Source organism: Oribacterium sinus, assembly GCF_963537195.1.
GTDB lineage: Bacteria > Bacillota > Clostridia > Lachnospirales > Lachnospiraceae > Oribacterium > Oribacterium sinus_A.
This window is the reverse complement of record NZ_CAUTEG010000015.1, coordinates 1-25290: the sequence shown is the minus strand read 5'-3', so window position 1 is coordinate 25290 and position 25290 is coordinate 1. Positions and strand designations below refer to the sequence as shown.

The window sequence follows — 25290 nt, the reverse complement described above, 5'->3', positions numbered from 1 at the left end:
TGGGATTCTTCTAAAAATGCGGTTGACGAAGTGCAGGGGATATGGTATTCTTCCATTGTTGTAATCAATTTCGGTTGCAATTGTTTTTTGGAGGATATAGTAATGAAAGGTACAGTAAAGTGGTTTAACAACCAGAAGGGTTATGGATTTATCTCTGATGAGACAGGAAAGGATGTATTCGTACATTATTCCGGATTGTCCGGAGACGGATTCAAGTCTTTGGAAGAAGGTCAGGCCGTTGAGTTCGAAGTAGTTGACGGAGCTAAGGGACCTCAGGCTACTAACGTAGTAAAGCTTTAATTTTTCTCTTCGGGTTTGAATCATTTTGTAATATAGACGACTTCTCGGGACAGACGGTTAAGTAAGACAGCATGAGAAGAAGGACAGCATTGCAGAAGTATCAAGATGAAAGAAAAGCAAAAGCAGGACGGCGCGTGCGCCGTCCTTTTTCATGTCATAAAAGACGGTATAGTATAATAAAAAAGCATAGTTTTTATTAGCATAGAATAGGAGTAAGGAGAATCATGCAGGATAGGGAAAAAAAGAAAAGGCCCCGGGAAAATGACATTTCCGGGAAAGTTCCCCTAGGAGCAAAGCGTAGAAGCAGCATGCATCTTAGTATTTATGCCATGTTTTTAGCCATTTCCATGATTTTGGGATATGTGGAGGCTCAGCTTCCTACGCCTATCCCCATTCCGGGAGTAAAACTGGGGCTGGCGAATTTAGTGAATATTTTAATGTTGTTTTCCGTAGGGCCATTTCCTACAGCGGTAATCGGCTTTTTAAGAATCATTCTCTTATCCCTTTTATTTGGAAACGCTTTGACCCTTAGCTATTCTTTGAGTGGATTTTTATGCAGTTTTTTGATGATGCTTCTATTTAAAAATCTGCTTCATTTTTCCACAGTCAGTGTCAGCTTGATCGGAGGAATCTTTCATAATATCGGTCAGGTGTTTATGGCGGCTTATCTTCTGAAAAACACGGCGCTTTGGTATTATCTCCCGTATTTACTGATTGCAGGCTCTGTTGCAGGTGTTCTAATAGGGATTTTAGGGGGCGTTTTAATGAAACGCCTGAAGCCTTTCTTTCGGCAATATTTCTAGTGGGGGAAGCTCTGTAAAGCAGTAATAGAATTTCTACTTATGCAAACAGAAAAGAAAATATGCAAAAATATTCAAAAAAGCCCTTGACATAACCCAGGATAAAAGTATAATTATGCATATAACAGCTTTGCTTTATACATTGTTCGCCATTTGACAGGACAGTAAGGGGCTGGCTTTAACAGGCTGAACAGTTTATGAACGGAAAGCTTGTTTGAAATCAGGATGATTAGGTGTATTGAAGGAGGAGAGAATATGAAAAAGTACTTGTTGATTGCGGCATTGGCAGGATTGTCTTTGGTAGCTTGCGGCGGTTCCAAAGGAAGTACGGAAGGAACAGCAAAGGGTAGTGAAGCGGGAACAGAACAGGGCAGTCAGGCAGGAAAGTCGAAGGAAGCAGATTCGGCTAAGGCGGAAGCAAAGGGCGGTACATTGATTATGGCTACCAATGCGGAATTTCCTCCCTATGAATACCACGAGGGAAAAGATATTGTAGGTATAGATGTGGACATTGCGGAAGCTATTGCAGAAGAGATCGGAATGAAGCTGGAGATTTCCGATATTGCTTTTGATGCCATTATTCCCGCAGTGCAGTCCGGAAAGGCAGATTTTGGTGCAGCCGGCATGACAGTTAATGAGGATCGTTTAAAGAATGTGGATTTCTCCGATCCCTATGCCACCTCTGTACAGAGTGTCATTGTGACAGAGGATTCCAGCATCAGCAACATTGATGATTTAAAGGGAAAGAAGGTGGGGGTACAACAGGGAACCACCGGAGACCTGTATTCCACAGATGATTTAGGAGAAAAAAGCGTAGAACGTTTTCCGAAGGGAGCAGATGCCGTACAGGCCTTACAGGCAGGAAAGGTAGATGCGGTTATTATTGATAAGAATCCGGCAGAGGTATTTGTTTCTCAGAATAAGGGCTTAAAGCTTTTGGATAGTGCTTATGCGGAAGAGGAGTACGCTATCTGTGTCAAGAAGGGAAACACGGAGCTGGTAGAAAAGATTAATGCGGCTTTAAAGAAGCTGAAGGATAACGGTAAGCTGGAGGAAATCACAGCGAAGTATATTCAGGCAAAATAAGCAGTTGCTTTGTAATCATTTCGGGTGTCCTGCCTAAGTGGCGGGACATCTCGCTGTAGAGGGGAGTAAAATATGTCATTACAGGAACATCTGTATATGAATCTGGTGCAGGATAAACGCTATCTCTATTTCCTGGAGGGACTGAAAAATACTTTGATTATCACCTTTTTCGCTTTGGTGATTGGTGTGGCATTGGGCTTTATCATCGGTATGGTGAGAAGTACCTATGACAGAACTGGAAAAGGCAAGATAGCCAACGGGATTTGTCAGTTTTATCTGACCATTATGCGAGGTACTCCGGCTGTAATTCAGCTGATGATTTTTTACTACTGTATCTTTACTTCCCGTATTTTCTCCGGGGTTTTTGTGGGAATTATTGCCTTCGGACTAAACTCTGCGGCTTATGTGGCGGAAATCATCCGTTCCGGGATTATGTCCATTCCTAAGGGGCAAATGGAGGCCGGCCGATCTCTTGGCTTTAGCTATGGGGAAACCATGCGCTATATCATTATGCCACAGGCGGTTCGAAATGTTCTTCCGGCTATCTTTAATGAGTTTATCGTTCTCATTAAGGAGACTGCGGTGGCAGGTTATGTTGCGGTACAGGATTTGACCAAGGCGGGAGACATTGTCCGCTCCAGAACCTATGATTCTTGGACACCGCTACTTACGGTAGCTTTAATTTATCTGATTTTAACCATGTTCTTCTCCTTCCTGGAGAAAAAGATGGAAGAGGCATTCCGGAGAAAGGAAAGGGGATAAGATGGCAGAGGTCTTGATTAAGGTAGAACATCTCCATAAGAAATTCAAAAACCAAGAGGTTTTACACGATATCTCCGTGGAAATCCATAAGGGAGATGTGATTAGTATTATCGGCCCCTCCGGTTCCGGAAAGTCCACCTTTCTTCGTTGCTTGAATGCTTTGGAAAGCCCTACAAAGGGAGATATTTTCTTTGAAGGACAAAGCGTATTACATAGTAAGAATGTGGATGCTTTACGGCAGAAGATGGGGATGGTATTTCAGCAATTTAACCTTTTTCCCCATATGAGTATTTTGGACAACCTGACTCTGGGGCCAAGAAAACTCTTGAAGAAGTCCAAGGAGGAGGCGGAAGAGAAGGCTATGGCTCTTTTAAAAAGAGTTGGTCTTGAGGACAAGGCAGGGCAATTTCCCTTACAGTTATCCGGAGGACAGCAGCAAAGAGTTGCCATTGTACGTGCCCTTGCGATGGAGCCGGATGTGATGCTCTTTGACGAACCCACATCCGCCCTGGATCCGGAAATGGTGGGAGAGGTGCTTCAGGTTATGCGGGATTTGGCAGAGGAGAAGATGACCATGGTGGTGGTGACCCATGAAATGGGCTTTGCCAGAGAGGTTTCCAACCGAGTGCTTTTCTTGGAGGATGGATATTTTATTACGGAAGCTGCTCCTGAAGACTTTTTCTATCATTGTGAAAATGAGCGTGTGCAGAGCTTTTTATCCAAGGTACTTTAATATTGGGAAGGCATTTTTTCTTACGGCGATAAGGTCCTAAAAAATCCCCTCATCAGCCCCTAAGAAGAAGCCCTTGAAAAGCCCTTATAGAGGTGTTAAGCTTAGTCGGCAAACAAATGTTTGCCGGCTATTTTTTTAGAGAGGTTTGGGAAATACATTGGAAAAGAAATGGATAAAAATTCGTGGTGCGAATGAGCATAATTTAAAGCATGTGGATCTGGATATTCCCAGAGATTCTTTGGTGGTCCTTACAGGATTGTCCGGATCGGGAAAGTCCTCCCTGGCCTTTGATACCATTTATGCCGAAGGGCAAAGAAGATATATGGAGTCCCTGTCCTCCTATGCCAGACAATTCTTGGGACAAATGGAAAAACCGGATGTGGAGCTGATTGAAGGCCTTTCTCCGGCTATTTCCATTGACCAAAAATCCACCAACAGAAATCCCCGTTCTACCGTGGGAACAGTAACGGAAATCTATGATTACCTTAGACTGCTCTATGCCAGGGTGGGAATTCCCCATTGCCCGGAATGTGGAAGAGAAATCAAGAAGCAGACCGTGGATGAGATGGTGGATCTTCTGATGAAGCGGGAAGAGGGCACGAAGATGCAGCTCTTTGCCCCTGTGGTGCGGGGGAAGAAGGGTAAACACGAAAAGCTTTTGGAAAGTGTTCGTCGTTCCGGCTTTGTTCGGGTTAGAATTGACGGCAATATGTATGAGCTGGAAGAAGAGATTGATTTAGAGAAAAATAACCGGCATACCATTGAGGTTCTGGTAGACCGTCTTGTGGTACGGAAGGGCATTGAGAAGCGTCTGACCGACTCCATAGAGCAGGTACTTTCATTAAGCAACGGCCTTTTGCTTGTGGACTTTTTAAATGGGGAGGAGCTACGGCTTTCCACCAGTTTTTCCTGTCCTGTGGACGGCAGCAGTATAGAGGAAATCGAACCCAGAAGCTTTTCCTTTAACAACCCCTTTGGGGCTTGTCCCTCCTGCTTTGGAATAGGGTATAAAATGGAGTTTGATGCGGAGCTGATGATTCCGGATGAAACTTTGTCTTTAAATCAAGGGGCCATTTCCGTAATGGGCTGGATGAATTCCAAGGATGAAGGAAGCTTTACCCATGCCATGCTGGTGGCTTTAAGTGAGAAGTACGGCTTTTCTTTAGATACCCCATTTTGCGAGCTTCCGGAGAGGATTCGGAAGATTATTCTCCATGGTACCGGTACAGAGAGTATTACGGTACGCTATGCCTCTCAGTTTGGAAAGGGAAATGTGCATCGTGTGGTATTTGAAGGCTTACTCAACAATGTGGAAAGACGGTATAAGGAGTGCTTTTCCGATAAAATGAAGCAGGAGTATGAGCAGTTTATGCGGATTACGCCCTGCCCCAGTTGTCACGGAGCAAGACTGAAGCCCGGCTCCCTTTCCGTAACCGTGGGAGAGAAAAACATTTATGAATCCACTACTTTGCCCTTGGATCAATTCCATGACTGGATTTCTTCCGTGACTTTAACAGCCATGGAGGAGAAAATTGCGGATCAGATTATCCGGGAGATTAAGGCTAGAAGCAAGTTTATGTTGGATGTGGGACTGAATTACCTAAGCCTTGCCCGTTCTGCCGGTACCCTTTCCGGAGGAGAAGCCCAAAGAATTCGTCTGGCTACCCAGATAGGTTCAGGTCTTGTGGGGGTTGCCTATATTTTGGACGAGCCCAGTATAGGCCTTCACCAAAGAGATAACGATAAGCTGATTGCCACCTTAAAGCGCCTTCGAGATCTAGGAAATTCCGTTATTGTGGTGGAGCATGACGAGGACACCATGCGAGAAGCGGATTTGATTGTAGATATCGGTCCGGGAGCCGGAGAACACGGCGGGCAGGTGGTGGCTGTAGGTACTGCCAAGGAGATTATGAAAAATAAGGATTCCATCACCGGCCAGTACTTAAGCGGAAAGAAAAAGATTCCTCTGCCAATTCATAGAAGAAGCTTTGAGAAAACACTGAATGTTTACGGTGCTTCGGAAAATAATCTAAAAAATGTGGATGTGAAGATTCCTTTATCCGTATTCACCTGTGTCACCGGAGTGTCCGGTTCCGGAAAGTCCTCTCTCGTAAATGAAATCGTCCATAAGTATTGTGCCAAGGTATTGAACAAGGCCAAGATGATTCCTGGAAAATTCAGAAAGATGGAGGGCTTGGAAGCCTTGGATAAGGTCATTGACATTGACCAAAGCCCTATCGGAAGAACCCCCCGTTCCAATCCTGCCACTTATACCGGCGTTTTTGACCTGATTCGTGACCTCTTTGCCAGTTCCAAGGATGCCAAGGAAAGAGGATATACGAAGGGGCGTTTCTCCTTCAATGTGAAGGGAGGACGCTGTGAAGCCTGCTCCGGAGACGGTATTGTAAAGATTGAGATGCATTTCCTTCCGGATGTCTATGTGCCCTGTGAGGTTTGTAACGGAAAACGCTATAACCGGGAAACCCTGGAGGTTCGCTATAAGGGGAAGAATATCTACGATGTGCTGAATATGACGGTGGAGGAAGCTTATGAGTTCTTTGCCCACATCCCCAGTATTCAGCGGAAAATGCAGACTCTTATGGATGTGGGACTTTCCTACATTCGTCTGGGACAGCCCAGTACGGAGCTTTCCGGAGGAGAGGCCCAGCGAATCAAGCTGGCTACAGAACTAAGTCGAAGAGGAACCGGAAGAACCCTGTATATTTTGGATGAGCCTACTACAGGCTTACATTTTGAAGACGTGCGGAAGCTGGTGGAAATGCTGCAAAGATTGGCAGATGGGGGCAATACGGTGCTTGTGATTGAGCATAATCTGGATGTGATCAAGTGTGCCGACTACCTGATTGATATGGGCCCGGAAGGAGGAAGCGGCGGAGGAACGGTGCTTTGTACCGGAACTCCCGAGGAAGTGGCGGAGAATCCTCTTTCCTATACCGGAAAATATTTAAAGCGATACTTAAGATAGTATGTAATAAGAATTTATTAAAAGGAAGTTGACTTGCAATTCGATAGATGCCATTCCTGTGTTCATGTTAGTGCAGAAGCTCATTGTTAATTTTAACGAATAGGTAATAGGAGTAAAAATATGATAAAGAAATCAAAAGGATATATAAAGTTGAATTATATTGTATATATAATTATTATGGTTTTAAGTCTGTTTTATTCTATAATTGTTGGCATAGTATTGAAATATCCTAAAGTGGTAGATGTTTTATTTATAAGCTGTATTTGGGAATTTGGTTTGAATAAAATATGGAATTATTATATTAAAATAAAAGAAAAATTGTTGGTTTATAGTTATCAAAACAAAGAAATAGAGTTTAATAAAGAGTATTATGATATATACTGGGATTATAATTTGATAAATAGTAAAATATTTATTTATTGTATGTATTTGTCATTTGCTTTTGTACCAAAATTATTATGGGATATTTTTCATTTTGAAAAGATTTTTCATTTTGAAAATCTTCCATGTAATTTGATGAAGATTGGCATTACTGCTGTGGTAATACTTCTAAGTATCATTATTTTTGTAGTTATAACAATGTTATTTTTTCAGTCGTTTACAGATATTAAGATTGTAAACCAATTAATTGAGAAGAAAGGTCAGAACTATGATTCTTATAATGAAGCTGAAAAAAAGATTATAGTACAATGTATAAGAGAAAGAGAGGACAGAACAATGAGTGCACATTGTATTTTTTGTAAGATTGCCAATGGAGAGATTCCTTCCGGAACGGTGTATGAAGATGCAGATTTTCGAGTGATTTTGGACATATCCCCGGCTGCAAAGGGACACTGTTTGATTCTGCCGAAGAAGCATGGAAAGAATCTTTTGGAGATGGATGATGCAGTTCTGGCCAAGGTTTTCCCTTTGGCGAAAAAAATTGGACAGGCCCTGGTAAAGGCTACCGGAGCAAAGGGCTTTAATGTGGTGCAAAACAACGGCGTTGCAGCAGGACAGACGGTGGAGCATTTTCATGTGCATATCATTCCTCGATTTGATGAAAAGGACAGCATGGTTTTATGGACTCCTCTTTCTTATGAGGAGGGAGAACTGGAGCAGGTAAAGGAAAGTATTATAAAGGAGATTCATGGCTAAGATTGTATTGACAGGGGGAGGAACCGCAGGGCATGTAACTGCAAATCTGGCCCTGATTCCCGGTTTACTGGAAAGAAAGCATCAGCTCTTTTATATGGGTTCGGAAAAGGGAATAGAAAAAGAATTGGCGGAAAAGGCAGGACTTCCCTATTACGGGATTGCCACAGGAAAGTTTCGGAGATACTTTTCTTTACAGAACTTTACAGACCCCTTTAAGGTCATCGCAGGATTTTTTCAGGCCAGAAAATTCCTAAAAAAGGAAAAAATCAATCTGGTTTTTTCCAAGGGCGGTTTTGTGGCGGTACCGGTGGTCTATGCGGCGGCAAGCCTTGGGATTCCTGTGATTTGCCATGAGTCGGATATGACACCGGGGCTTGCCAATAAGCTGACCATTCCTTTTGCCAAAAAAATCTGTTGTAATTTTCCGGAAACTCTAAACTATTTACCGAAGAAAAAGGCGGTCTTTACCGGCGCCCCCATTCGAGAGGAGCTTCTACAGGGAAGTCGAGAGAAAGGCTTGGAAAGAGCCGGATTTTCCGGTGAGAAAGAGGTTTTGCTGATTATAGGTGGCAGCATGGGCTCCCAGGCGGTGAATCAAGTGATTCGAAAGAATCTTAATCAGCTCTTGGAAGATTGGGATATTCTTCATGTTTGTGGCAAGGGAAATGCCGATGAAAGCCTAAAGAATAGGACCGGCTATCAGCAATATGAATATGTCCATGAGGAGCTTGCGGATTATTATCAGGCGGCAGACTGTGTTATATCCAGAGCAGGAGCCAATGTAATCTGTGAGCTATTGGCCTTGGAAAAGCCCAACCTTTTAATTCCCTTACCTAAGGGGGCTTCCAGAGGGGACCAGATTTTAAATGCAGAGTCCTTTCAAAAGCAGGGCTATTCTTTGGTGCTTTCTCAGGAAGAGGCAGAGGCGGACTTTTCCAAGCTTTATGCTTTACTAAAGGAGCTGAAGGAAAATAAGGCAAAGTTCCAAGAAGCTATGAGAAACAGTAAGGAAAAGAACGGAAGAGAAAATGTGTTACAGCTTATTGATTCATTTCTGTAATTCTTTCTTTTGAGAAAAATTAATGCAGTTCAATTTTTTATATCATTCAATTTATATTGAAAGCCATAAAAAGCTATATCTAAAGCCATAAAAAGCTATATCTAAAGTCATAAAAAGCTATATCTAAAGCCGTAAAAAGGAGGGGGAAGATGATCGGGATTATCGGAGCCATGGAAGAGGAAGTGGCAAAGCTGCAGGAGCTCTGTGAGGACAGAGAAGAAATCCAAAAGGGACCATATTTTTTTGTTAAAGGAAAGCTTTCCGGACAGGAAGTGGTGCTTTGTAAAGCCGGAATCGGAAAGGTCAATGCAGCAGCTTGCACCCAGGCTTTAATCGATACTTTTTCTCCAAGCCAAATCATAAATACCGGTGTGGCAGGAGCCATTGCGGAGGAGATTCATGTTTTGGATCTTTTGGTCTCTAAGGATGCCCTACAATATGATATGGACGCTACGGAATTTGGATATCCCCTGGGACAGATTCCCAGAGAAGAGGATTTGGCCTTTCCGGCAGAGGAAAGGATGATTGAGAAGGCATTAGCGGTGGGGAAGTCCATGCAGGGCTTTCATACTTTTCTGGGAAGAGTAGTTACGGGAGACTGCTTTGTTTCCTCACAGGAGAAAAAGGAATTTTTACGGAAGGAGTTCCAAGCATCCTGTTGTGAGATGGAAGGGGCAGCCATTGCTCAGATTGCAAGGAAAAATGGGGTTCCTTTCTTGATTTTGCGCTTTATTTCTGATGAAGCAAATACCAAAGCACCTATGACTTATACAGAATTTGAGAGAAAAGCTATTGCACAAAGTGTAGACTTTGTCTTAGAATTCTTAAAGTAAGTTTTTCTTACAAAATAAGAAATAAAATTAGAGTTAACGGTGTATTTTTTTTAGGATACACTGTAGGGGCTAAGAAGAGACGGTTTTACGATATATTCGTAAATCATCTCGGAAGAACTACCCTCTGAAGGAATAGAGGGAAAAGGAGAAGGAGGCTATATGCTACAATTTGATTTATCCAAGGCAAGAAAATTCGTCAGTGAAGAGGAGATGGAGAACTTTAAGAGCCAGACCCTTGCGGCAAGAGATACTCTTTTGTCCGGAAAAGGTGCGGGAAATGATTTCTTAGGTTGGATTTCCCTGCCGGCGGATTATGATAAGGGAGAGTTTCAGCGGATTCAGAAGGCGGCAAAGAAGATTCAGGAGGATTCCGATGTTCTCTTGGTAATTGGTATCGGAGGTTCCTACTTAGGGGCTCGTGCAGCCAATGAGTTTTTAAACCACAGCTTCTATAATGAGTTAAAGAAAGAGGACAGAAAGACTCCGGAAATTTACTATGTGGGAAATAACATCTCTTCCAAGTATATTCTGCATTTGCAGGATGTGTTGAAGGGAAAGGATTTCTCCATCAATATCATTTCCAAGTCCGGAACCACTACAGAGCCTGCCATTGCCTTTAGAGTATTCAAGGGATTGCTGGAAGAGAAGTATGGAAAGGATGAGGCGGCAAAGCGTATTTACGCCACTACTGACCGGGCTAAGGGGGCTTTAAAGAACCTTGCAGACGAAATGCATTATGAGGAGTTTGTGGTACCGGATGATATCGGCGGACGTTTTTCCGTACTGACAGCAGTAGGTTTACTTCCCATTGCCGTAACCGGTGTGGATATTCAGGAGCTTATGGATGGCGCCAATGCAATGCGGGAAAGACTGCTTTCCGCTGATTACAAGGAGAACCCTGCTTTACAGTATGCGGCAGCCCGAAACATCATGCTTCGGAAGAATAAGAAGATTGAGATTTTGGTAAACTATGAGCCATCCTGCCACTACCTTTCCGAGTGGTGGAAGCAGTTAATGGGAGAATCCGAGGGTAAGGATCACAGAGGTCTGTTCCCCTCTTCCGTAGACTTTACTACAGATTTGCACTCTTTAGGACAGTTTATTCAGGAGGGAAGTCCCCTGCACTTTGAAACCGTATTGGAAATTGAGAAGTCCAAGGAAGAGATTGTGCTGGAGAAGGAAGCCATCGATACAGACGGAATGAACTATCTGGCAGGAAAAACCGTGGACTTTGTGAATAAGGCAGCCATGAAGGGAACCATCTTGGCTCACAGTGACGGAGATGTACCGAACTTTATCGTAAAGATTGATGAGCAGAGTGCCAGAACTCTGGGAGAAGTATTTTACTTCTTTGAGTTTGCATGTGGTGTTTCCGCTTATTTAAACGGCGTAAACCCCTTTAACCAGCCGGGAGTAGAGAGTTACAAGAGAAATATGTTCGCCCTCTTAGGAAAGCCGGGATATGAAGAATTGGCGAAGGAGCTGGCAAACAAGTAATTGTTATGGGCTGTAAAAAATCAAAATAGTTTTCTAAGCAATATAGGTCTAAATTGGGGGCACGCTCTCGCTAGCTTCGCCACGTATCGGATACTAAGCGAAAAACTGCGATTCTCTTGTTTTTCGCAAGTACCGACGGGCTCAGACTACCCCTCATTTAGACCTATATTGCCGAAAATCTATTTATTTTGATTTTTACAGCCCCTACTCTTCAATGACTTGGATGCTGAAGCTGTCAAAGGGGATTTCCTCCATAAAGGAATCCTCCAGAAAGACAGTCTTGCTTCTTTGCTTAAATTCTTCAATTCTGGCAGGGAGCCAGATGGGAACCGCAAGATCCATGTGCTGACAAATTTCTTCCAAGGCTCTTAAAACCTTCTCCGTTCTACTACCGGGACCTTCCTGACGAGAAATACAGGAAGCTATGATTTTATTATCCTTCATCAGGGTGCCGCTCATGCGAAACATATAGTACTCCTTTAGAATCACTTCTTTTTCTGCTGAAAAATTCCTGATATAGAATAGATGGATTTCTGAACTATTATAGAAAAAATCAGAAATAGCAGATAAGCAAGAGTATAAGACATTCTTCTCTGAAAATATAGCATAAAATACAGGGGGTAAAAATTCAAATATACAAATGAATTTTTAGTAATACAGTCCCTTACTGCATCAAAGCGAATTATTATAATGAACAAAGTCCTTCACCCCGCAGAGTGAAGTTGGTGAATGTTCTTTACGTAGCCTCTCTTTTTTGTTATAAAGGAATGGAATTTGATAGAGTATGACAAAGAGTTCTTTCTATTTATCGGGAGGAAGCTATGGGATTAGAACAGGAAAATCCAATTTTATTTTTGGAACAGGCTAAAGAAGCACTAAAGCAGCTGGAGGATTGTAGAGTCCGCAGCGAGTCTGCATTAGAGAGAGAAAAGCAGGGAAAGCTGGATTTTGAGCAGGAGACGGAAGCTCTAAAGCAAAAAATTGAAAAAACCATTTTAGAACGGAAAAAAGAGCTGGAAAACAGCTATGATCAGCAACTGTCGCAAAGTGACGGCAAGATTAAAAAGGTTCAGGAAGCCAGAGAAAAAGCGAAAAATAAGGGGATTAAAGAAAGAGTGGCAGAAGAATCCGGCCCCTTGAAGCAGGAAAATGTGGAGCTGAAACGGCAGTATCACGGTATTTGCACCAGAGAGGGAGCGCCTTTATTCTGCACAACGAAGCTCTTCGGCATCCTATTTAAGCCGGTGTCTTTCTCCGAAGTGTTGGGGATGATTTTCTTCTTCTTACTCTTTTTTGGAGCCGTTCCTATTTCTATTTACTATTTTCTGGTTCCCCACAGAGCTCTGTTTTTGGTAGGAATCTATCTCCTGGACATCCTGATTTTCGGTGGCCTCTATGTCTTTATCGGTAATAGAACCGTGGGCAAATATAGAGAGGTGGTAAAGCAGGGGGCGGAGATTCGAAAGAAAATTCTTCGCAATAAGAAGCAGATGAAGCGTTTAAAGAATGAGATTCATAAGGATTCCGATGATGCGCCCTATCATTTGGAAGAGTTCGATGATGAACTGAGCAGACTGAATCAGGAGAGAAATGAAATTATTGCACAAAAACAAAATGCTCTCCACAGCTTTGAAACGGTAAACCAAAATATTATACGAGATGAGATCGAGAATACGGAGAAGGAGCGACTGGCTACTTTAAAAGAGCAATGGCAGCAAGCTTCTCAAGAGAGGAACAGATTAGAAGGGCAAGCGCAGGAAATGCAGATTGCCTTAACCCATAAATTCGAACAGTTTATCGGGAAGAAGCATTTGAATGAAGAGGATATCCTGAGAATGATTCAATTCCTACAAAACGGACAGTGTAAGAGTCTTACAGAAGCGGTTTTAAAGCTGGAAGAGCCGGAAGTAGAATCCGTGGCGAATCCTCCGGCAGATTCTGCAGGTTAAACGACACAAAGGGGCTGTAAAGATCAAAATAACAAAAAGATGTTTAGCAATATAGGTCTGAGACTGTGGCGAAGCCGACTAGGCGTTCCCCAATCTCAGACCTATATTGATAGAAAAATATTTTTATTCTTAACGAGTATCGCTCCCGGTGCCGGCGGTATCTCGTTTATTATTTTAATTCCGTTTGTTCAAAGGGAATTCCCAGCTCCTGTAAAATTTTGGCTTCTCTATGGTGACAGGTGAAAAGAAGAATCTGCGCCGGATAAGCCTTTTTTAAGTAGCTAAGACTGGCGGAAAGTCTTCGTTCATCATACATAGCAAAGCTGTCGTCAAAGAGCAGAGGAAGGTATTCCTGATTCTCTTTCTGCAGCAGAAGTGCTATGGAAAGTCTTAGTGCCAGATAGAGCTGATCAATCGTGCCTGTAGAAGCCTGTTCCAGGGGAAAGAATCCCTCCTTTGCATTAACATAAAGCTGTAGATTTTCATCGATCCATAAGGAATCATATCGACCATTGGTGATTTCAGCTAGGGCGTGACCACAATTATCATTTAGGTGGAAGGCAAAGCTTTTACGAATCTCCGTAGCAATCTGCTGAATTCGTTCTTTTGCTTCCCGAATAGACTCCAGCTTTTCCTGAAGCTTTTCGTTTTCTTCCAGAGAAGGGCGAAGCAAGTCTGCCTTATTTTGTAATATTCCGTACTGACGCAGAAGCTCTTCTCTTTGTTCTCTTTGGCTTTCCGCAAGGCTGCTTTCCTTCCAGAGAGCCTGTTCTTTTTCATAGTTTTCCTCTAAAGTCTGTAAAAGCTTTACTTTTTCTTCCCTTTCCGTCCACTTTTCTAAAATGGTGCTGTAGTATTGCATAATCTTTGCTTGAGAGTAGCCTTGGCTTGCACCCTTTTCGGAAAGCTCTTCCTTACTGCTGTTTTGGAACTGTAGAAAGGCGGAAATCTGACGTTTTCTCAAAAGCTCTTCAAATTCCTGTTTTTCTTTCTTTATCCAGTTTTGATGTTGCTTAAAGACTCTTTTTTGAGAAAGAGCCAAAAGCAGAAAAAGCAAAAAGGCACAAAAGAAAGGATACAGGTATGCGGAAAAGCCCATGGAAAAGAAAGGAAAAGGCGGCAAACTAATCATGGTATAGGCATAAAGAAAGCTCATTACCGTTAATATGGCAAAACAAAGGGCAAAAAGGCAGAAGATAGGATATAGAATCAGGCTGCCTTTGCCAAGCTCCTTTTCCTCCTGAGCATGGTTCAGATACAGCAGCATCCGATCTTGTTCTTCTAAAAGCGCTTCCTTATCCCGGACTTCTTCCTTCTCCAAAAGAGTGGAAAGAGCCTCTAAATCATTCTTGATTTCTTGAATTCTTTCCTTTTGCTTTTCCAGCGAGGGAGATTCCTTGGATAGGGGAATCTCCTCGACAGAAGCATCGGACAAGGCTTCATTTCCCGGTATAGCATCAGAGTCTAAAATCTCTTCTGCATTGATTTGAGAAAGTGCCTTTTGGGTATTCTTTACTTCTCCCAAAAGTGAGGAATAGCGCTTTGTGGCCTCGGGAACCATTTTCTCCAGCAGTGCGGCTTCTTCCTTGTCCAAATAACGGAGTGCCGCATCGGGACTGAGTTCCACATTTCCGCTTTGCTGAAAATTACTCAGCATTTTTTGGAGCTCAAAAACCATCTCTCTTTCTGTAGAGGATTTTAACTGCCGGATAGACACGGTATTTTTAAAGCTGTCCAAAGAAAATGGCGCAAGAACGCTCTGTAAAAAACTTTCCCCATCAGGGATGAGCTGTCCGGATGCCAATGGGGTGACTTCGGCCTCTCCCCCTAGGAGAAAATCCCTTTGGATGCGGTAGGACTTTCCCCGGTAGGAAAATTCCAGCGTTCCTCCGAAAGCCGTTGCTCCGGAAAAGGGGCGATATTGGAAGAAAGCCTCCCGTTTACTGGCTCCCTTGGGAATCCCGTAAAGCATGGCTTGAATGAATGCGTGTATTGTACTCTTTCCTGCCTCATTTTCTCCATAGAGAATCTGCAGGGAGGGAGAGAAGTCCAGAGAATAATCCGAAAATTTTCCAAAGCCGGCGATATGTAATTTTTCCAGTATCATGACTTTCCTCCTTCTAAGAGGGCAGAAACGCCGTAAAAGAGACTTTGTTTTTCCGAAGGATTCAAATCCTCCAAATCTTTTCTTAAATAGGAACGGATGAAAAAGCCCAGAAGGTCTTGCTGGTGTTCTCTGTAAAGCGCATAAAAATCATATTGAGGGATGGTATCGTCAATCCACTCCACCAGACGAATTTCCTTTGATAGAAGATCGGGAATAATCTTTGTTTCGGGATCTCTGTTTCCGCTAAAACGAATTCTATAGATATTTTGTAATCCTCTTTTCTCGATTTCCTTTGAAAGACGTTGCCGAAGAGTTTCCTGTCCCACAGAAGGATCCAGACGAAAATGAAGAGGAATGTATTGCACAGAAGAGATTGTGTGAAAGGATAGGCTATCCATTTTTTTCGTAATTGGATGGATATTTCCAAGGTATACCCCGTGCTTCCCTGTGCTTTCCGGTCCTAAAGGCTCCGGGGATCCGGGGAAAACAGCTTTTCCTTCTAAGAACACGGCACGTTCTTTTCCTCCTCCCAATGCAACATAGGAAAAGGGCAGAGCTCCCGCATGAAAAGAGGCGTCTTCCGGGCTTTCCATCTTACCCCCATTCCATAACAAAAGAGGAATGGCATCCTCATGCTCTAAAGCGAAGGACATGGCCTTAGATAGAGAATAATCCTTCTCCTGAACAGCTAAAATCTCCATTTCCGGTTCAGGGATATAAAGCCTGCTGCTTTCTTCCGTGAAAATGTGAACATTTTCAGGGAAGGAGAAGTTACGGAGAAAGTAATTTTCCTCTGCATTTTTACAAAACAAAAAAACATGGCAGAAGGGGATTTTTTGAAACAGTTTGTGTAGAGTCTCCAAGTCCTTCTGTAAAGGAGGGAGATGGAAAATCTGTCCCATCAGAAATAAGGCATCTACATTTTCCTGTAAAACCAAATCTACGATTTTTTCTGCGGAATGGAGAAGGGCGTTGGCTCGTTCTCTTCCCCAGGGATGCTGAGCATCCGGAATCATTCCTAAATGTAAATCCGCGGCATGGATAAAACGCATAAGGAATCCTTTCTAAGCTAATTTTAGCCTCCCGGATACCCGAGAGGCAAAAATTTTATAATTCACAGTTTCCAACGGTTCTTGGGAAGGGGAGTACATCACGAATATTGCTCATACCGGTGATATACATCACAGCTCGCTCGAAGCCCAGACCGAAACCGCCGTGTCTTGTGGAGCCGTAACGTCTTAAATCCAGATAGAACTCATATTCTTCCAGATTCATATTGAGCTCCTCCATACGCTTCTTCAATTTCTCGTAATCATCTTCTCTTTGAGAACCGCCGATGATTTCTCCGATGCCGGGAACCAGACAATCCACTGCCGCAACGGTTTTACCGTCCTCATTCAGCTTCATGTAGAAGGCCTTAATATCCTTCGGATAATCGGTTACAAAGACAGGACGCTTGTAAACTTCTTCGGTGAGGTAGCGCTCATGCTCGGTTTGCAGGTCGCAACCCCACTCCACCTTGTATTCAAAACGGTCGTTTTGTTTTTGTAAAATTTCTACCGCTTCCGTATACGTTACTCTGGCGAATTCGGATTCAACGATATGATTTAATCTCTCCAAAAGCCCCTTATCCACGAATTGATTTAAGAATTCCAATTCCTCCGGAGCATTGACTAAAACATACTGAATCACATATTTCAGCATATCCTCCGCAATAAACATAACATCGTCCAGATCCGCGAAGGCCATCTCCGGCTCAATCATCCAGAATTCTGCAGCATGTCTTTGGGTGTTGGACTTCTCCGCTCTGAAGGTAGGTCCAAAGGTATAGATGTCTCGGAAAGCCTGGGCAAAGGTTTCTCCGTTTAACTGTCCGGAAACCGTAAGGCTGGTCTTCTTACCGAAGAAATCCTCTCCGTACTGTACCTCACCCTTTTCCATAGGAACGGATTCCAAAGGAAGAGTGGTGACTTGGAACATTTCTCCTGCACCCTCCGTATCGGAAGCTGTGATAATGGGGGTATGCACATAGACGAAGCCTCGCTCCTGGAAGAAGGAGTGAAGTGCATAAGCCACCTGAGAACGAATACGGAATACCGCCTGGAAGGTATTGGTTCTGGGACGAAGATGCGGAATGGTACGAAGATACTCTAAGGTATGTCTCTTCTTCTGCAAGGGATAACTGGCTTCCGTATCTCCTTCTACCGTAATGGAGCTGGCCTGCAACTCAAAGGGCTGCTTCGCCTCCGGTGTAGCTACCAGCTTTCCTTCCACAATTACCGCAGCACCTACGCCCAGCTTGGCTACCTGTGCAAAGTTCTCTAAGCTGTCATGGTAAACAACTTGCAGCGGGGTAAAAAAGGTACCGTCGGAAATCACCAAGAATCCGAAATTCTTGGAGTCTCTGTTGCTTCGTACCCAACCGCTCACCATAACCTCTGTATCCAAATATTCTTCCTGTGATAGGAAAATGTCTCTTAATCCTGTAATTTCCATACTTCCCCCTTTATGTAAACAATATTTTTCAGTATATAGGAGGTAGAAAAAATTTTCAAGGAAATACGACGGAAACTCCCCATTAAATTGGGGGGGAGAATCAAAATTGTTTTTAAGCAATATAGGTCTGAAATTGGGGCACGCTCTCGCTAGCTTCAGACCTATATTGCTAAAAAGTTTTTTTATAACGTTCTTTGATAGAATGGGTAGATTCATAAAAGCCTTTTTCCAAAGAATAAATAACTTTTATACAAAAAATAGAATAGGCTTGAAGCTTTTATAGTAAATATTTCGTAAAATTCGGTTTTCAAGCCTTGGGGTTAGTGCTATAATACAAATACCAGAAGGAGAAGAAGATTAAGAATTCTCTTAATATTTGAATAGAAGTATTTGAATAGAGAGAAAGCTCTTTGTGGTTGCCAGTGCCATATGTTTTAGATGCAGAGAGGTGATGACGTGATTAAGAAAGAGATGATCGCCATGCTTTTAGCTGGCGGCCAAGGCTCACGCCTTGGGGTTCTTACAAAGAATGTTGCCAAGCCGGCGGTTTCTTTTGGCGGAAAATATTCCATTATTGATTTCCCCTTAAGTAACTGTATTAATTCCGGTATAGACACAGTGGGAGTACTTACTCAGTATCAACCCTTACGCCTGAATGCACATATCGGCATCGGTATTCCTTGGGATTTGGACCGTAATAGGGGAGGCGTTACAGTATTGCAGCCCTATGAATCTCAGGAAGATACCGGTTTTTATTCGGGAACGGCCAATGCCATTTACCAAAATATCGCTTACATCGAGAATTATGATCCTGAGTATGTGTTGATTCTTTCCGGGGATCACATTTACAAGATGGATTATGAGGTTATGCTGGAGTATCACAAGGCGATGAAGGCCGACTTAACCATTGCCGCCATGCCGGTACCCATGGAGGAGGCAAGCCGTTTTGGAATTACCGTCACCGACGAAACCGGCAGGATTATAGATTTCCAGGAGAAACCGAAGGAACCCAAGAGTAATTTGGCTTCTATGGGAATTTATATCTTTAACTGGAAAGTGCTAAAGGATGCTTTGCTACGAACCCGGGATGTGCCGGATTTGGATTTTGGAAAGCATGTTATTCCTTATATTTTCCAGAACATAGGGAATGTTTTTGCCTATGAGTTCAACGGATATTGGAAGGATGTGGGAACCTTGTATTCCTACTGGCAGTCCAATATGGAACTGATTGCATTGATTCCCGAATTTAACTTGTACGAGGAATATTGGAAGATTTACACCCAGACCGATAATCCCGCTCCACAATTTATCTCAACCCATTCCCACGTAGAACGATCCGTTATTTCTGAAGGTTGTGAGATTCATGGGGAGATTTACAATTCTATTATCGGTGCCGGTGTAACAGTGGAACATGGGGCCGTCATTTCAAATAGTATTATTATGGCAAACACGGTAGTGGGAGAGAACACACATATCGACCAGGCTGTGGTTGCTGAAAATGTAGAGATTGGTAAAGATTGTGTGATTGGTACCGGAGAATACCAGGATTCTGTTTATGACAGCAGGGTGTATTGTTCAGACCTTGCTACGATAGGGGAGAATTCCCTTATACCCGATGGAGTTTCCATTGGAAGAAACACGGCGATTTATGGGAAGACGGAACTTTCGGACTACCCGGATGGATTCCTTCAAAGCGGAGGAGCGATTATAAGGGAGGATGAAAGACTATGAGAGCAATAGGAATTATTTTAGCAGGCGGTAATAACAAAAGAATGAGAGAGCTTTCCAACAAGAGAGCCATCTCCGCAATGCCGGTTGCAGGAACCTTCCGTTCTATCGACTTTGCACTTTCGAATATGTCCAATTCTCATATTCAGAAAGTAGCTGTGTTGACCCAGTATAACTCCAGGTCGTTGAACCAGCATCTGTCCTCTTCCAAGTGGTGGGACTTCGGAAGAAAACAAGGCGGATTATATGTTTTTACCCCGACTATTACTGCGGAGCATGGAGATTGGTTTAGGGGTACGGCAGATGCACTCTATCAAAACCTTGTTTTTTTACAGTCATCTCATGAGCCTTATGTCATCATTGCCGCAGGAGATGGGGTATATAAGCTTGACTATAACAAGGTACTGGAATATCATATCGAAAAGAAAGCGGACATCACCGTTGTATGCAAGAACATGGATGCAGGGGATGATATATCCCGCTTTGGCTGTCTTAAGATGAATGAGGACAGCAGAATCGTGGATTTTGAAGAAAAGCCTGTATCAACTGATGCCAGTTGTATTTCCTGCGGAGTTTATATTATCCGCAGAAGACAGTTGATTGAGCTTTTGGAAAAAGCCCATGATGAGGATCGTTATGATTTCGTAAAGGATATTCTGATTCGCTACAAGAACATCAAGCGAATCTACGGTTATAGACTGAATACTTATTGGAGCAATATCGCTTCAGTGGAGTCCTTTTATCAGACAAATATGGACTTCCTAAAGAGAAATATTCGGGATTACTTCTTTAAGCAGGCCCCTGGTGTATACACAAAATTGGCCGACAACCCGCCTGCGAAGTACAATCCGGATTGCAATGTGCATAACTCCATAGTGGCCAGCGGATGTATCATCAACGGAACAGTGGAAAACTCTGTTTTGTGTCGTAAGGTCTATGTTGGAAATAACTGCATTATTCGCAATTCGATTATCCTGAATGATGTGTATATCGGAGATAACAGCGTCATTGAACATTGCATCGTGGAGAGCCGGGACACCATTCGCGCCAATACAACCTACATTGGAACACCGGAGAATATCAGAATCGTCATCGAGAAAAATGAAAGGTATACCATGTAAAAAGGAAGGAGTATCATGGAGGTTACAGATGTACGGGTTCGTAAGGTTGACAAAGAAGGTAAGATGAAGGCCATTGTTTCTATCACATTTGATGAAGAATTTGTGATTCACGACATTAAGGTCATTGAGGGAGAAAAGGGCTTATTCATTGCTATGCCTTCCAGAAAAACTACGGACGGTGAGTATAGAGACATTGCTCACCCTATCCGCTCCACCACGAGAGAGTTACTTCAGCAGACCATTCTGGAAAAATACCAGGAGGATGCAGAGGAAGAAGGCGAAGGATTTTGATTTCGCGACGAAGTAAAATCTCACAAACCTGAGGCCACTAAGGAGATTAATCCTTAGTGGCTTTTTTGTATTCAACAAGTTTTATTTATAAATTTTCCTTCTTTGGTCGAAATGTAAAGATGGTAAAGAGCAATTTCCTTTTTTTTCTACAATGAATCAGGGAATTATGGATGCCTGAGAGTAGAACAAGCTTAAGAAATATGTTAAAATAAATGCACTAATCTATAGAGGGAATTGAATAAAGAGTTTTCTCGGAAAAGGAGTTCGGAGAAATAGTATGAATAGAATAACAGAAGTTAAGATACGTTTTATCTACCTATTGTTTTTGATTTTTGTGCTTATCTTTGTAGTAGCCAGTTCCATGCGCTACTATGATAAGCTTGGATTTTATGAGGAAAAATTTGAAGTATTACAATCCGGCTGGCAAAGAGTTTTGCCGGACGGCTCAAAAAAACGTTTATTTTCTACCGGAGAGTCTGTTCCTGAGAAGGAGCTCTTAATTGAACGACAGCTGCCCCAGGATGTTCCGTATGCGTTAACCAGCTTGTTCATTCGAACAGTGCATCAGGATATTACAGTGTGGATAGACGGTAGAGTGGTATATGAATTTAAATATGCGGATATCCCGCCATTTAATAGTAAGATTCCGCCTATTTCCTGGGTTCGTATCCCGGTACAGAAGGATCAGCTTGGGAAGATGATTCGTATTGAGCTGACCGGAAGAGGCAGAACGGCGGAGAATACCCTTGGTGGTATTTATTTCGGAGAAGACGTTTCCATTATCTGTGCTATCCTTTGGAAGAATGCTTTGCAGATACTGGCAGCTTTTTGTCTCATGTTTCTGGGAATCGGAATGTGGGTGGAATATATCCTGGTGGATAAAAAGAAGGGAGACGAAAGAGGGGCATATTATACAGGTGTCAGCCTGTTCTTTATGGGACTATGGCTTGGTTGCCAGATTGATGCCAGACAGCTGATTTTTAATAATATTTTATTGCTGTGGAATCTGGAGTACCTGTCTCTTATTATGATTCCGATACCGGCACTTCTGTTTATTAACAAGGTGGAAAAGGGTTTATGCCAAAGAGAGCTTTTCCTATTGTCCTTCCTCATCTTTATCTGTGATACCTTGATAATTTTTTCTGCGGGTGTAGGAATCTTTTCCTTCGCGGAATTAAATCTTCCCATTGACCTTTTGGGACTGATTACCGCAATCGAGGTATTGCGCAGCTTTTACATGGTTTGGAAGAAGGATAAGCACCTCTTTAGGGAGTTGACCTGGATGATGGGAGCCTATTGTACCCTAATCGGTTTCTGTATTATTGAGCTGCTTTCCTATATGATTAGCGGATACGCAAATCAGGGAAAATTCCTTTCTATCGGAACCATTATCTTTGCCTTCCAGATTATGCATGCCCAGGGCATTGAGTATGATAAGGTACAAAATGAAAAGAGCAAGCTGGAAATTTCCGATAAGGTACAGGCGGAATTTTTGGCCAATATGTCCCATGAGATTAGAACTCCCATTAATACCGTTATCGGTATGAATGAGATGATTCTTCGGGAGAGCCGTGATGATGCGGTATTAAGCTATGCGCAGGATATTCAGGCTTCCGGACAGACCTTGTTGTCCTTGGTAAATGATATTTTGGATTTTTCCAGAATCGAATCCGGAGGAATCAAGCTGGTGCCCAAGCCCTATGAATTGGCTACCGTGATTCACGAAATCAACAGTATGGTTCGCTTCCGTGCAGAGTGGAAGGGACTGCAATTTGAAATCATTGTTGATGGAGATACTCCGGCGGTACTTTACGGAGATGCTTTCCGGGTGCGAGAGGTTATCCTAAACCTGATAGATAATGCGATTAAGTACACGGAAAAGGGAAAAATCACTTTGAGTGTAACAGCGAGGTCTTTGGATGAAGAGGGAAATTCTCCTGTGCAGTCCAAGGAAGAAACCGGACTCAGTACGGCAAAAGCCATAGAGCTGCAGATTGCCGTAAAGGATACCGGTGTAGGTGTGAAGGAAAGTGATCAGAAGCTGATTTTCCAGAAGTTCCAAAGAGTACAGTCCGGTTGGAGCCAAAACATTCAGGGAACAGGTCTGGGACTGCCCATTACCAACTATTTTGTGGAAATCATGAACGGACACATTCAGTTGGATAGTGTATTTGGAGAGGGCTCCTGCTTTACCGCCTATATTCCCCAGTGGCAGTTAAACGAAGATCGTATCGGAAATTATGAAGAACGGTATCAGAAGCAAAGAGGAGAGAAGAAGGACTTTAATAAGGGTTTCATTGCCAAGGACGCCAGAATTTTAGTGGTGGATGACAATGAATTAAATCTTCGTTTGGTACAGAATCTTTTGAAGAGGACGGAAGTGCAGATTACCTGTGCCTTTTCCGGAGAAGAGTGTATTGAGAAGTTAAGAGAAGAGAACTTCGATATTATATTCCTTGACCACATGATGCCGGGAATGGATGGAGAAGAAACTCTGAAGAAGATTCGGGAAAATGCCTTTGAAAACCGTTATGGAAAGCCGGTTCCCGTCATTGCCTTTTCCTCCAATATGCTCCCCGGTATTCGTCAGAAGTACGTAAACACAAGCTTTGACGCTTATCTGACGAAGCCTGTGGATGGAAATGAGCTGGAGAAAACCTTGTATACCTTCCTACCGGAGAATTTAATTCGGAAGAGAACAAATGAAGAATATTTTCAGACAGAATTAAAGAAACATGCTATAGTAGAGAAGGAAGAAGAAGAGAAAACGCTGGATCGAAGTACAGGTTTGCAGTATTGCATGCAGGATGAGGAAGTATATCGAGAAATTCTGGGGCTTTTCAGAGACAGTAGTGACGAAAAGATGCAAGAGCTGGAGAAGGCATTTGCAGAGAAGGACTACAGTAAATATCGTCTTTATGCCCACGGATTAAAGACAACCTCCTTAACAGTTGGCGCCGTAAAGCTATCCGAAAATGCAAAAAAACTGGAACATGCAGCAAAAAGAGTAGTAGACAACGTAGAGAAAGAGGAAGCCGAGCATTATATTGCCTATAATCATGAGGCTTTCATGGCTCTCTACAGGAAGACAATTCAAGAAGCTAGAGAATACTTACAGTAGTCCGGGAGTTTACCCATGAAGAAAATTAAGCTTGTGGTATGTGATGATGAGCTGGTACAACGGAAATTTTTAGGGGTCCTATTGGAACGATTTTTTAAAGAACGGAAGATTCCGGTAGAGATTTCTTACTATGGCTCCGGAGAGGAATTTCTGGAAAATAAAGAGCAGGATCTTAATCTTACAGACTTGTTTTTATTAGACATTTTTATGCCGAATTTAAATGGAATTGAATTGGCAAGGGAGATTAAAGAACGAAATGCTCCGGGGAAAATCATTTTTATCACAGGGGGAAATGACTATGTGACGGAGGCTTTTGAATTAAAGGCATTTTCCTACATTCAAAAGCCTGTGGAATATGAGAAATTTTCTAAAGTGCTTTCCCACGCCTTGGAAACCGTGGAAAAGGTAAAGTATATGGAAGTCATGGTGGACCGGGAGCCGGAACGGATTTATCTGGAAGACGTGGAATACGTAGAAACCATGGGAAGAAGGCTTCTCATTCACCTGCATGAAGATGATATGGAAACCTATATGTCCATGAAAGCCTTTATGGATCAACACGGGAAGGATGATTTTTTACAGATATCCCGCTATATTGCGGTATCCAAGGATTGCATTCAAAGGATTACCGGGCGAAGTTTAATCTTGCAGGATGGAACGGAATTATCCATCAGTGAGAAGTATTTAGCTACAGCCCGGAAGGGACATACGGAATATTTGCATACTAAGAAGATGGCCAGCGTCTAAGAAGCTAGACATGGCCTCTTTGTGTGTTACTAAAGGATTTTCAATAAAGTAATTTTAATAGATGAATTAAAAATTATTTTGTGAATTTTTTTAAAGAGAATTAAGAATAAAAAACTTAAATAGAGCTTGACGTGTCTTTATCGTTTTTCGTATGATAAAAGCAGGATGTAAGATTTTTGTAAGATGTTTCCAGGGATGGTGGAAAAGGAGTAAAATGAGCCAGAGAGTGGTCATCGTGGATGACGAGTTGATTCCCAGAAAAATTGCAGAAAAGGCATTGAAGGATCATTATCAGGTAGCTACTTATAACAATGCCAAAACCGCATTGGAGGATTTGCCGAATTCCAAACCGGATATTTTGCTGGTGGACTTGCACATGCCGGAGATGGACGGCTATGCTTTCTTGAAGGAGATTCGCCGTTTGGAACGCCATGATTTGGCTAATATTCCGGTGGTGATTATGACCTCTGACGAGGATTCCGGAGCGGAGATTAAGGGCTTTGATTTGGGCGCTTATGACTATATCAGAAAACCTT

The 25290-nt window shown here is 42.7% G+C and carries 21 protein-coding genes; 17 read left to right on the top strand and 4 right to left on the bottom strand.

Annotation, left to right across the window (positions count from 1 at the left end):
* Nucleotides 1-102 precede the first annotated feature (102 nt).
* From RYL27_RS03275 to RYL27_RS03230, 10 genes are all read left to right on the top strand, one after another.
* Complete coding sequence (locus RYL27_RS03275) at nt 103-300, top strand: cold-shock protein (RefSeq protein WP_007156460.1); 198 nt, start codon at nt 103-105, stop codon at nt 298-300.
* A 224-nt stretch (nt 301-524) separates the two neighbouring features.
* Nucleotides 525-1103 carry a Gx transporter family protein gene (locus tag RYL27_RS03270; protein ID WP_314965216.1) on the top strand — a complete coding sequence of 193 codons (579 nt, stop codon included), beginning with the start codon at nt 525-527 and terminating at the stop codon, nt 1101-1103.
* A gap of 252 nt (nt 1104-1355) precedes the next feature.
* Nucleotides 1356-2186, top strand: a complete 831-nt coding sequence (locus tag RYL27_RS03265; protein ID WP_314965214.1) for a basic amino acid ABC transporter substrate-binding protein — start codon at nt 1356-1358, stop codon at nt 2184-2186.
* A gap of 72 nt (nt 2187-2258) precedes the next feature.
* Entirely contained in the window at nt 2259-2948 is a 690-nt protein-coding gene (locus RYL27_RS03260) for an amino acid ABC transporter permease (RefSeq protein ID WP_314965212.1), read from the top strand.
* Nucleotide 2949: 1 nt separating this feature from the next.
* Nucleotides 2950-3681 carry an amino acid ABC transporter ATP-binding protein gene (locus RYL27_RS03255; RefSeq protein ID WP_314965210.1) on the top strand — a complete coding sequence of 244 codons (732 nt, stop codon included), beginning with the start codon at nt 2950-2952 and terminating at the stop codon, nt 3679-3681.
* A gap of 157 nt (nt 3682-3838) precedes the next feature.
* Entirely contained in the window at nt 3839-6667 is a 2829-nt protein-coding gene (gene uvrA, locus RYL27_RS03250) for an excinuclease ABC subunit UvrA (RefSeq protein WP_314965208.1), read from the top strand.
* Between the two features lie 717 nt (nt 6668-7384).
* Entirely contained in the window at nt 7385-7804 is a 420-nt protein-coding gene (locus tag RYL27_RS03245) for an HIT family protein (RefSeq protein ID WP_314965206.1), read from the top strand.
* Nucleotides 7797-8864, top strand: a complete 1068-nt coding sequence (locus RYL27_RS03240) for an undecaprenyldiphospho-muramoylpentapeptide beta-N-acetylglucosaminyltransferase (RefSeq protein WP_314965204.1) — start codon at nt 7797-7799, stop codon at nt 8862-8864. The genes RYL27_RS03245 and RYL27_RS03240 overlap by 8 nt, the downstream gene beginning before the upstream one ends.
* Nucleotides 8865-9013: 149 nt before the next feature.
* On the top strand, nt 9014-9697 hold the full coding sequence (locus tag RYL27_RS03235; RefSeq protein WP_314965202.1) for a 5'-methylthioadenosine/adenosylhomocysteine nucleosidase: 684 nt from the start codon (nt 9014-9016) through the stop codon (nt 9695-9697).
* A gap of 159 nt (nt 9698-9856) precedes the next feature.
* Nucleotides 9857-11194 (top strand): glucose-6-phosphate isomerase, encoded by a 1338-nt coding sequence (locus tag RYL27_RS03230; RefSeq protein ID WP_314965200.1) that lies wholly within the window; start codon nt 9857-9859, stop codon nt 11192-11194.
* A gap of 204 nt (nt 11195-11398) precedes the next feature.
* On the opposite strand, the gene RYL27_RS03225 is transcribed toward RYL27_RS03230, so the two are convergent.
* Nucleotides 11399-11662: a hypothetical protein gene (locus RYL27_RS03225; protein ID WP_314965198.1), complete on the bottom strand. Its 264-nt coding sequence runs from the start codon at nt 11660-11662 to the stop codon at nt 11399-11401.
* 353 nt (nt 11663-12015) lie between these two features.
* Here RYL27_RS03225 and RYL27_RS03220 point away from each other — a divergent pair, with 353 nt between their 5' ends.
* Nucleotides 12016-13143, top strand: a complete 1128-nt coding sequence (locus tag RYL27_RS03220; protein ID WP_314965196.1) for a hypothetical protein — start codon at nt 12016-12018, stop codon at nt 13141-13143.
* A 169-nt stretch (nt 13144-13312) separates the two neighbouring features.
* Here the strand turns inward: RYL27_RS03220 and RYL27_RS03215 are convergent, their stop codons facing one another.
* Genes RYL27_RS03215 through asnS form a run of 3 tightly spaced genes read right to left on the bottom strand, consistent with a single transcriptional unit; the run spans nt 13313 to nt 17746 of the window.
* The gene (locus RYL27_RS03215; RefSeq protein ID WP_314965194.1) at nt 13313-15250 is read right to left on the bottom strand and encodes an ATP-binding protein; all 1938 of its coding nucleotides are present in this window, start codon (nt 15248-15250) and stop codon (nt 13313-13315) included.
* Entirely contained in the window at nt 15247-16302 is a 1056-nt protein-coding gene (locus RYL27_RS03210; protein ID WP_314965192.1) for a metallophosphoesterase family protein, read from the bottom strand. The genes RYL27_RS03215 and RYL27_RS03210 overlap by 4 nt, the downstream gene beginning before the upstream one ends.
* Nucleotides 16303-16357: 55 nt before the next feature.
* Entirely contained in the window at nt 16358-17746 is a 1389-nt protein-coding gene (gene asnS, locus RYL27_RS03205; RefSeq protein ID WP_314965190.1) for an asparagine--tRNA ligase, read from the bottom strand.
* Nucleotides 17747-18202: 456 nt separating this feature from the next.
* Here asnS and RYL27_RS03200 point away from each other — a divergent pair, with 456 nt between their 5' ends.
* The 6 genes from RYL27_RS03200 to RYL27_RS03175 form a co-directional block, all read left to right on the top strand.
* Entirely contained in the window at nt 18203-19477 is a 1275-nt protein-coding gene (locus RYL27_RS03200; protein WP_314965188.1) for a glucose-1-phosphate adenylyltransferase, read from the top strand.
* Complete coding sequence (gene glgD / locus RYL27_RS03195; RefSeq protein ID WP_314965186.1) at nt 19474-20595, top strand: glucose-1-phosphate adenylyltransferase subunit GlgD; 1122 nt, start codon at nt 19474-19476, stop codon at nt 20593-20595. The genes RYL27_RS03200 and glgD overlap by 4 nt, the downstream gene beginning before the upstream one ends.
* A 15-nt stretch (nt 20596-20610) precedes the next feature.
* The gene (spoVG, locus tag RYL27_RS03190; RefSeq protein WP_007156442.1) at nt 20611-20886 is read left to right on the top strand and encodes a septation regulator SpoVG; all 276 of its coding nucleotides are present in this window, start codon (nt 20611-20613) and stop codon (nt 20884-20886) included.
* Between the two features lie 277 nt (nt 20887-21163).
* Nucleotides 21164-24007: a response regulator gene (locus RYL27_RS03185; protein WP_314965184.1), complete on the top strand. Its 2844-nt coding sequence runs from the start codon at nt 21164-21166 to the stop codon at nt 24005-24007.
* A 15-nt stretch (nt 24008-24022) separates the two neighbouring features.
* Entirely contained in the window at nt 24023-24754 is a 732-nt protein-coding gene (locus RYL27_RS03180) for a LytR/AlgR family response regulator transcription factor (RefSeq protein ID WP_314965182.1), read from the top strand.
* A 214-nt stretch (nt 24755-24968) separates the two neighbouring features.
* Nucleotides 24969-25290 (top strand): response regulator (locus RYL27_RS03175; RefSeq protein ID WP_314965180.1); only part of this gene is annotated, 322 nt, incomplete at its 3' end.